This is a genomic window from Pseudomonas emilianonis, assembly GCF_023072625.1.
GTDB classification, from domain to species: domain Bacteria; phylum Pseudomonadota; class Gammaproteobacteria; order Pseudomonadales; family Pseudomonadaceae; genus Aquipseudomonas; species Aquipseudomonas paraveronii.
The window spans coordinates 1-7,916 of record NZ_JAKNRV010000249.1; the positions used below are offsets into that span (position 1 = coordinate 1).

Here is a 7,916-nt window from a genome sequence, read left to right on the forward strand (position 1 = left end):
GGCCATCAGGTCACGGCCGGCCAGCACCGCCGGAATGGCTTGCGCCTGCACCGGCGTCGGGGTCTGGTAGCCGAGCGTCTCAAGGGCGCGCTGCAAGGGTTCGATCAGGCCAAGTGTGGCGAAAGTCATGTGTTTACCGTAGGGAAAATTCAGCGCCTAAGCGGGTAAAAAGGCGTTATGCGCGGCAGTTTACCTTATTTTCGGCCCAGGCTTTCGCCACTGGGGCAGGCTGATTAACAGCACGGCGCTGATGATCACCAACATGGCCAACGCCTCCTCGATACCGATGGACTCGCCGACAAACACAATCCCCAACAACACCGCCACCGCTGGGTTCACATACGCATAGCTGGTCGCGGCCGCCGGGCGCACGTGCTTGAGCAGGTACATATACGCATTGAAGGCGATGATCGAGCCGAACACCGTCAGGTAGGCCAGCGCCAGCCAGCCTTCCAGCGGCGGCATGGCTTGCAGGCGCTCACCGGACACCGCACTGCCAATCAACAACGCCACACCGGCCACCAGCATTTCCGCTGCACTGGCCATGGCGCCCTGGGGCAGCGACAGTTGCCGGCTCCAGACCGAACCGAATGCCCACGAGGCGGCGGCAAACAACAGCAAAGCCGCGCCCATCGGGCTCGATTGCAATGTGCTGCCCATGTTGAGCATGGCGATGCCGACAATGCCCAGAATCACCCCCGCCCATTCCAGCCGGGTATTGCGCGCGCCCCAGAAGTAACCACACAGCAAGGTGAACAGCGGCACGGTCGCCACGGCCAGCGCGGCGACCCCGGACGAAACGCCCGCATGCTCCGCCAACGTGACACCACCGTTACCGAAGGTGAGCAGCAAAATCCCGATCATCCCGGCAGCCTTCCATTGCGCCCACGTCGGCGCCGGCACCCCGCGCCAGCGCAAAAACGCATACATCAGCACACCCGCCGTACAAAACCGAATCCCCGCCAGCAACAGCGGCGGCCAGTACTCCACACCGATCCGGATCACCAGGTAGGTAGATCCCCAAATCACGTACAACGCAAAAAAGGCGGCGATCAACGGTAAGGGAAAGCGACGTGGGCCAGGCATTGGGCAGCTCTGTGGCAGAAAAAGAGAGGCTTATTCTAAAAAGCCAGGCGCATAAACATAAGTTACAAAACCTGTTTAAACCGCCCATACACTTTTCAAAGCATGGTTATGAGGGCTATAAACCATGTTTTCGAAAGCCGCCTAGCGCTGGAGCCTTTTCATGGACAAATACGACCGCATGCTCCTCAGTGCCCTGCTCGAAGACGGCCGCGCCTCCTTCGCGCAACTCGCGCGCACGGTCAACCTCTCCGCCCCGGCCGTGGCCGAACGCGTGGCCAAGCTGGAAGCCAGCGGCGTGATCACCGGCTACCAGGCCAAGGTGGATCTGTCCAAAGTGGGTTTGCCGATCCAGTGCGTGATCGAACTTCGCCTGACCAACCATGGCAGCCAGAAGGTGTACGACGCCCTGGCCGAAATCCCCGAACTGACCGAATGCCACCGGGTGACCGGCGACCCGTGCGTCATCATGCAAGCGGCGGTGGGTTCGATGCCGGAGCTGGAGAGTTTGATTAATCGGATAGCGAAGTTCGGGTTCAGCAAGACCTCGATCATTTTGTCGAGCGCGATAGAGCGGCGGGTGCCGTTGGGGCAGTTGGAGGGGAATGGGAAAAGTGGTGGCTGATCCAGCGCCATCGGGGGCCGCACTGCAGATTTGAACGCTGAACGATCAAGTCGACAATTTGCTCAAGGGTGGTGATGTGATCCCAATCTGCCTGAGTCGCGCGCAGTTTGAATTGCCACCTGATCTGCATGACAAAGCAAGTCAAATCGTCATCGATGATCTTGAAGTCATGGATGAAATCCGTTTGCTCCGTCACCTGGCTGCGGTCGATGAAGCCGATGATATCGACGAACAGTTGAATAACCTTTTCGCTGATCTCGGCTCGGGTCAGATTACTTTCCATTTCTTGCCTCGTAGGCACACTTACCAATACTGATTAGATCAAAGACAGCCAACCCCGCAGCCACGAAGGGAATGCCTCGCCCGATGTAGTCCTTGTTCGTATATGACGGGCAAGATGTTAAATCGCAGCAAAAGGCGATTGACGGAAGAAGGGGAAATACAGAAAGGTCCGACGTGGCAGCAGGTTGAAGCCTACTGACTATTCAAACAGCAGATAAAAGTCCCCACAAAGAGCCGCTATTTCAATGGCCAGCAAGACCGATCCCTTTCATTTGCGGGACGTTTCCTAGAGAATTCCACGGCCTTGTTTCCGTCGGATCAGGTCGCTAGTCTCGCTCAGTCATCGAATGTTCGGTGGCCGGACGTGCAAGTCCGACGGCAAGTAGAATCCACAAATCAACATACAGCTTATTAATGCCCAGCTTGATGCTTGGCGTTCGCCCATTATGGCGGCTGTGCGTGGGAGGCCTTCGGGCCTGCTGGGTTTCGCTCCTTGCCCCGGTCTTGCACACCTACGTACAGTTGCCACCCCAATTCGCGTGCAAGCGGACGGTTGCAACTTCTTCCTGCAAGGAGTTCCACCATGGTCAAAGTCACCCCCGATCCACCAGACTTCTTGAGCGAAGACGCCCTGCTCAACCGCCGCGCCATCGACTACTACCTCAAAGCGTCCGCCCCGGATGCGCCCACCTTCATCCTGAATGACAACCTGAGCCTCGAAGATGCCCTCGCCCATGCGGCGGACTTGCTGCATTGCGCGGTGAAAACTGCGCACTTGCCGGGTGAGGCGATGAACGCGCAGCAACGGGCGGTGATGCATTTGGTGGAAATGGCGAAGGGAGTGGTGGATCGGGCGCTGGAGTGTGTGCAGCCTCGATAGGCACCGCATAACCAATGTGGGAGGGGCGGTGCGACGATTCGACTTGCCCCCGATAGCTGAGTGTCAGTCACTAGATGTACTGGCTGACACACTGCAATCGGGGGCAAGCCCCCTCCCACATTTGGAGTTTCATTGTTCTTGAAAGCGCGCTCGGGCTCAGAACCCGCGATGCTTCTTCAAATGCTCATTGATCTTCGCCGCTGGCACTTTCTGCAACGTACACAACAAGTCATGGGACAGCTCACGCAAGCCATGGGTACGGCGCAGTTGCTCGGCCAGGTGCGCCGTCAGGTTGGCGGCCATTTCCGCATCGGCCATGGCCCGGTGAGCCTTGCCGGTGTGGGGCAGTTGGGCGAAAGCGTTGAGGGTGCCGAGTTTATGGTTGGGCGCCGCAGGCATCAGGCGGCGGGCCAATAGCAGCGAGCAGGCGAATTTTTGCAGGCGGGTGCGGCGGATCAGGCCCAGTTCGAAGTCCCAGAACTTCTGGTCGAACGCGGCGTTGTGCGCCAGCAGCGGTGTGGTGCCGACGAACTCGTTGACTTCGTTCATTACCCGCTCGGCCGGTGGCGCGCTGCGCAGCATGGCGTTGCTGATGCCGGTGAGCTGTTCGATAAAGCCCGGCACGCGCACACCTGCGTTCATCAGGCTCTGGTAACGGTCCACGATTTGGCCGCGCTCAAGGATGACCACCGCGATTTCCGTGGCCCGGCAGTGGCTGCTCGGGGTAATGCCGGTGGTTTCAAAGTCGATGACCGCTATACGTTCCAAACCTGTTCCAACTCCGTCTAAGCATTTATTTATTGAGCCGCAGCGCTTATTTGAGCAGCAACGCGCCTTCGATCGGCACGTAGCGGCTGGCGGCGCGGATCAGTGAGTTGGCCGTCAGCCCCGGCACGCCGTAGGCCACGGCTTCGACGCCATGCTTGTGGATGATGCGGTCGAGCAGCATGTCGAAGTCACCGTCGCCGGACGCCAACACCACTTCGTCAACGTTAGCGGCGGCGTCCATGATGTCGATAGTGATGCCCACGTCCCAGTCGCCCTTGGCCGAGCCGTCGCTGCGCTGGATGTAGGGCTTGAGCTTCACGGTAAAGCCCAGGTTGCGCAGGATCTGCTGGAATTGCTGCTGCTTGCTGTCGCCACGGTCGATGGCATAGGCATACGCCTCGACGATCTGCCCGCGCGAGCTGATGTCAGCCCACAGGGCGGCGTAGTTGAAGTGACAGCCATACGCCTGGCGCACGGTGTAGTAGAGGTTTTGTACATCGGCGAACACTGCAATTTTCTTCACCGCACTTCCCCATGACTGCCGCTTGGACCCCGGACGCGAAGGTCCGCAAAGGTTGCCAGTATGCCAGTCACGGGAAAGTTTCCGGGAAAAATCAGCCCGGGGCGGCAAAGCGCCCCGGGCCTGGGTGCGTCAGACGAAGGAATCGTCATCATCGAAGGAAGAGGAATCGCTATCGGCGAAGCTGTCCGAGGCGTTGTCGCTGCCCCAGCTATCATTGCCCGCGAATTTCTGGTCATCGTTGCCCCAGTTGCCGTTGTCACTGGCGGGCGCCGGTTCTTCACGGATGATTTCTTCCACAACCTGCGGCTGTTGCGAGTTGTGATTGAACAGACTGCTGATACCTTGAGCCAGCATCACGCCACCGGCTACGCCTGCGGCGGTTTTCAGGGCGCCACCGAGAAAACCACTGCCGACTGGGGCGGCGGGTTGTTGAGGCTGTTGGTAATTCTGCTGCGGCGCTGCGTAGTTTTGTTGCGGCGCGGGCTGCCCGAAAGAGGGCCGTGCCGGTTCACGCCAGCCGCCGCCCGAAGAGGCCGGAGCGCTCTGTGTCGGTTGTGCATCACGTGGACCGCCGCCAAAGATGCTCGACAGAAAGCCACCGCTGCTCGGCGCCGGTTGTGCCGCCTGGGACTTGGCCCGCTGCAGTTCATCCTGCAATTGCTGGATCTGTTGCGCCTGTTGCTTGTTCTGCGCGTCGAGACTCTTGAGCGCGTGTTCCTGCACCAGGATCGACTGGGTCATGTAGTACCCGGCCGCCGGTTGGCGCGTCATATGCTCCTTGATCCGCGCTTCGGCCTGGGCGTCGCGGGGGGCTGAGTCCGTTTCGGCTTGTTGCAGCCGAGAAAACAGTCCATCGATCAGGGTTTGCTCTTCGCTGTTCATGGCGACCTCGTTAGATTGCCGGTAGAAATCATGGTCCGGCCTGTGATCAGGCCCGGTCCTCCTAGTTATGGGGGTGTTACCAGTTGTTTCAATGGTCTTTACTCAAGGTTTACGTTTGCTTGCTCACGGCACCTATCGGTTAAAGTGTGCCCCTGCTTTTTTCGGCCTGTGATGACTCTGATGAATCCGTTAGACGTACTGCGCGACTCCTTCCGCTTCACCCGGCACAACCTGGGCGCCATCGTCCAGCTATGCCTGCCGCTGGTGATCCTCGAAGCCCTGCTGCAACAGGTGCTCGACCACACGCTCGGCCCGGACGCATTCCCCGGCTACAGCGTGATAGTGGGGTTGCTGGTGTATCCGCTGTACACCGGCGCGCTGATCCTGTTTCTCGACGCCCGCACCCGTGGCGAATCGCCGCGCACCAAGGATGTGTGGGCCATGGCCCTGACCCTGTGGCCGCGCTTCGCCCTGCTGACGGCGATGAGTACGCTGCTGATATTGCTCGGGCTGTCGCTGTATTTCCTACCCGGCCTGTGGCTGATGGTGGTGCTCGCGTTTGCCGAGTACCTGCTGGTGCTGCGCGGTATGCCCGCACTGCAGGCGATGAAGGAAAGTTTACGCCTGACCCGTGGGCATTTCTGGCGAATCCTGGTGTGCCTGCTGTGCGTAATGACGCCGCTGTGGCTGCTCAAAGGCGCCAGCGTGGCGGCGTATCCCGAGCCCGCGCCGTTGCTGGGGGTGCTGATCGACAGTGCGCACAGCTTCCTGCAGCTGTTTACCAGTGTGGTGCTGTTCCGTTTATTCATGCTGATCGGTGGCGATGCCGACGTGCGGTGATATGCTCGGGGCCACTCCTGACACGCTATAAGCCGAGCCGATGACCCGTTTCTTGCGCATCACCTTGCTGGGCCTGCTGTTTATTGCAGGCCTGCTGACGGCCCTGATCTACAGCCTGACCTGGCGCCCCGCCGACAAGCAAACCCTGCCCGTAAGCTGCATCGCGCCCCGTGCGCCGACCCTGCTGCCCGGGCAGGCGCTCAAGGTGATGACCTGGAACGTGCAGTACCTGGCCGGCAAGAACTACGTGTTCTGGTACGACACAGCCGACGGCAGCGGCCCGGACGACCGCCCCACCGTCGAAGACATGGCCTTCAGCCTCGACGAGGTGGCCCGGGTGATTCGCGACGAACAGCCCGACATCCTGCTGTTGCAGGAACTCGATGAAGGCGCCAAGCCGTCCCACTACCAAGACCAGGTGACGCTGCTCCAGGAGCGCCTGGCCGACCTCTACCCCTGCAGCGCCCAGGCCTTCGACTGGAAAGCCGACTTTATCCCCAACCTGCATATCTTTGGCAGCGTCGGCCGCAAGCTGGTAACCCTCAGTCGCTACCAGATCGAACACGCCGAACGCCTGCAACTGCCCGTGCCGCCTGCCAACTTCATCAGCCGTCAGTTCCAACCCAAACCGGCGTTGCTGCTGACCTACCTACCGCTGAGCGACGGCGGCCAACTGGCGGTGCTCAACACCCGTCTGGAGGGCGACGAGCCGGGGCGTAGTGCGGTGCAAGAACAAATCCAGGCCACGGTGAAACTACTCGACAAATTCGAAGGCCGCGGGACGCCCTGGTTGATCGGCGGGGATTTCAATGTGCTGCCGCTGGGGCAATTCCTGCGCCTGGATGCCGGTAAACGCGGGCAGTATTCGCCAGACAGCGAGCTACATCTGCTGTGGGACAAATACCCGATGATCCCCAGCAACAGCGAGTCCAGCGGGATTGATCGTGAGAAGTGGCTGACGCACTTTCCCAATGACCCGAGCCTTGACGGGCCGGATCGCACCGTGGATTACCTGTTCTACAGCTCGCGGATCAAGCGGGTGGAGGCGAAGGTGCGGCAAGCGGATACGTTGCGCATTTCCAACCATCTGCCGGTCATTGCACGGTTTCTGCTGCCGGCCGCGCAATAACCGCCCCTCCCACATTTGAATCGCTGTCACGCTTACTTGCGGGGTTTGATTCGGGCGGTGGCCTCGGCCACTAATGGGTCATCCGGCCAGTAATGCTTGGGATAGCGCCCTTTCAGATCCTTCTTCACCTCGGCGTAGGTACTGCGCCAGAAGTTCGCCAGATCCTGGGTCACCTGCACCGGCCGTCGTGCCGGTGACAACAGGTGCAACTTGACCACCTGGCGCCCGCCGGCAATGCGCGGTGTATCTGCCAGGCCGAACAATTCCTGCAGGCGCACCGCCAGAATCGGCGGATGCTCGCTGTAGTCCAAGCGCACCGAGGAGCCCGACGGCACTTTCAAATGCTGCGGCGCCAGTTCGTCCAGGCGTTGAGGTAGCGGCCAGGGCAACAGGTTGTGCAGGTAGCTGGAAATATCCAGGTTGGCGAAATGGCTGAGGCGCGAGACCTTGCCCAGGTAGGGCATCAGCCAGTGTTCCAGGCTGGCGAGTAAGGCGCTGTCGCTGACGTCGGGCCATTCGCTGGTTTTGCCGGTGTCCAGCTCGCGCAGTAGCCTCACGCGGGCCTGCCATTGGCGCAGTTCCGGGGTCCAGGGCAACAGCTCCAGGCCTTTGCGCCGGACCAGATTGACCAGCGCCTGGCTGCGCGCGTTTTCGTTGAGGCCGCTGAGGGGTTCGCGGCTGAGCACCAGTTCGCCGACTTTGCGTTGGCGTTCGGCGCGCAGCACGCCTTCGCGCTCGTCCCAATCCAATTGATCGACGTTGCGCACTTGTTCGGCGAGCATGGAGTGATAGGTGCAGTGATTGTGCCACCTCACTGCTTTACAATAAGTCTTTAAAAATCAATGAGTTGTAAAAAATAGCGATTTTTGATTTCGTGCAATTTGCATGAGTGGCCATCATGCAT

9 protein-coding genes and 2 pseudogenes are annotated in these 7,916 nt (G+C 60.1%); 4 read left to right on the forward strand and 7 right to left on the reverse strand.

Features of this window, described 5'->3' with window-relative positions; translation table 11 throughout:
- A partial coding sequence (locus L9Z73_RS21055; protein ID WP_247405016.1) for a DEAD/DEAH box helicase occupies positions 1–129 on the reverse strand: 129 nt, incomplete at its 3' end.
- A gap of 60 nt (positions 130–189) precedes the next feature.
- Positions 190–1,086, reverse strand: a complete 897-nt coding sequence (gene yedA, locus L9Z73_RS21060; protein WP_247405004.1) for a drug/metabolite exporter YedA — start codon at positions 1,084–1,086, stop codon at positions 190–192.
- A 160-nt stretch (positions 1,087–1,246) separates the two neighbouring features.
- On the opposite strand from yedA, the gene L9Z73_RS21065 reads away from it, so the two are divergent.
- The gene (locus L9Z73_RS21065; protein ID WP_247405006.1) at positions 1,247–1,708 is read left to right on the forward strand and encodes an Lrp/AsnC family transcriptional regulator; all 462 of its coding nucleotides are present in this window, start codon (positions 1,247–1,249) and stop codon (positions 1,706–1,708) included.
- Positions 1,709–1,733: 25 nt separating this feature from the next.
- On the opposite strand, the pseudogene L9Z73_RS21070 reads toward L9Z73_RS21065, so the two are convergent.
- Positions 1,734–1,991: pseudogene (locus L9Z73_RS21070) on the reverse strand (acyl carrier protein); the annotation flags it as partial.
- A gap of 582 nt (positions 1,992–2,573) precedes the next feature.
- Between L9Z73_RS21070 and L9Z73_RS21075 the strand changes: the two are divergent.
- Positions 2,574–2,870 (forward strand): DUF6124 family protein, encoded by a 297-nt coding sequence (locus L9Z73_RS21075; protein WP_017848305.1) that lies wholly within the window; start codon positions 2,574–2,576, stop codon positions 2,868–2,870.
- Between the two features lie 156 nt (positions 2,871–3,026).
- Here the strand turns inward: L9Z73_RS21075 and L9Z73_RS21080 are convergent, their stop codons facing one another.
- The 3 genes from L9Z73_RS21080 to L9Z73_RS21090 form a co-directional block, all read right to left on the reverse strand.
- The gene (locus L9Z73_RS21080) at positions 3,027–3,638 is read right to left on the reverse strand and encodes a 3'-5' exonuclease (protein ID WP_247405007.1); all 612 of its coding nucleotides are present in this window, start codon (positions 3,636–3,638) and stop codon (positions 3,027–3,029) included.
- A gap of 46 nt (positions 3,639–3,684) precedes the next feature.
- The gene (locus tag L9Z73_RS21085; protein WP_017848308.1) at positions 3,685–4,161 is read right to left on the reverse strand and encodes an NYN domain-containing protein; all 477 of its coding nucleotides are present in this window, start codon (positions 4,159–4,161) and stop codon (positions 3,685–3,687) included.
- 129 nt (positions 4,162–4,290) lie between these two features.
- Entirely contained in the window at positions 4,291–5,043 is a 753-nt protein-coding gene (locus L9Z73_RS21090; RefSeq protein ID WP_247405009.1) for a DUF2076 domain-containing protein, read from the reverse strand.
- Positions 5,044–5,223: 180 nt separating this feature from the next.
- Between L9Z73_RS21090 and L9Z73_RS21095 the strand changes: the two genes are divergently transcribed.
- Positions 5,224–5,883, forward strand: a complete 660-nt coding sequence (locus L9Z73_RS21095; protein WP_247405010.1) for a YciC family protein — start codon at positions 5,224–5,226, stop codon at positions 5,881–5,883.
- 40 nt (positions 5,884–5,923) lie between these two features.
- Positions 5,924–7,012, forward strand: a complete 1,089-nt coding sequence (locus L9Z73_RS21100) for an endonuclease/exonuclease/phosphatase family protein (RefSeq protein ID WP_247405013.1) — start codon at positions 5,924–5,926, stop codon at positions 7,010–7,012.
- Between the two features lie 32 nt (positions 7,013–7,044).
- Here L9Z73_RS21100 and L9Z73_RS21105 read toward each other — a convergent pair.
- Positions 7,045–7,803, reverse strand: a pseudogene (locus L9Z73_RS21105) (ATP-dependent helicase C-terminal domain-containing protein); the annotation flags it as partial.
- Positions 7,804–7,916: the final 113 nt, after the last annotated feature.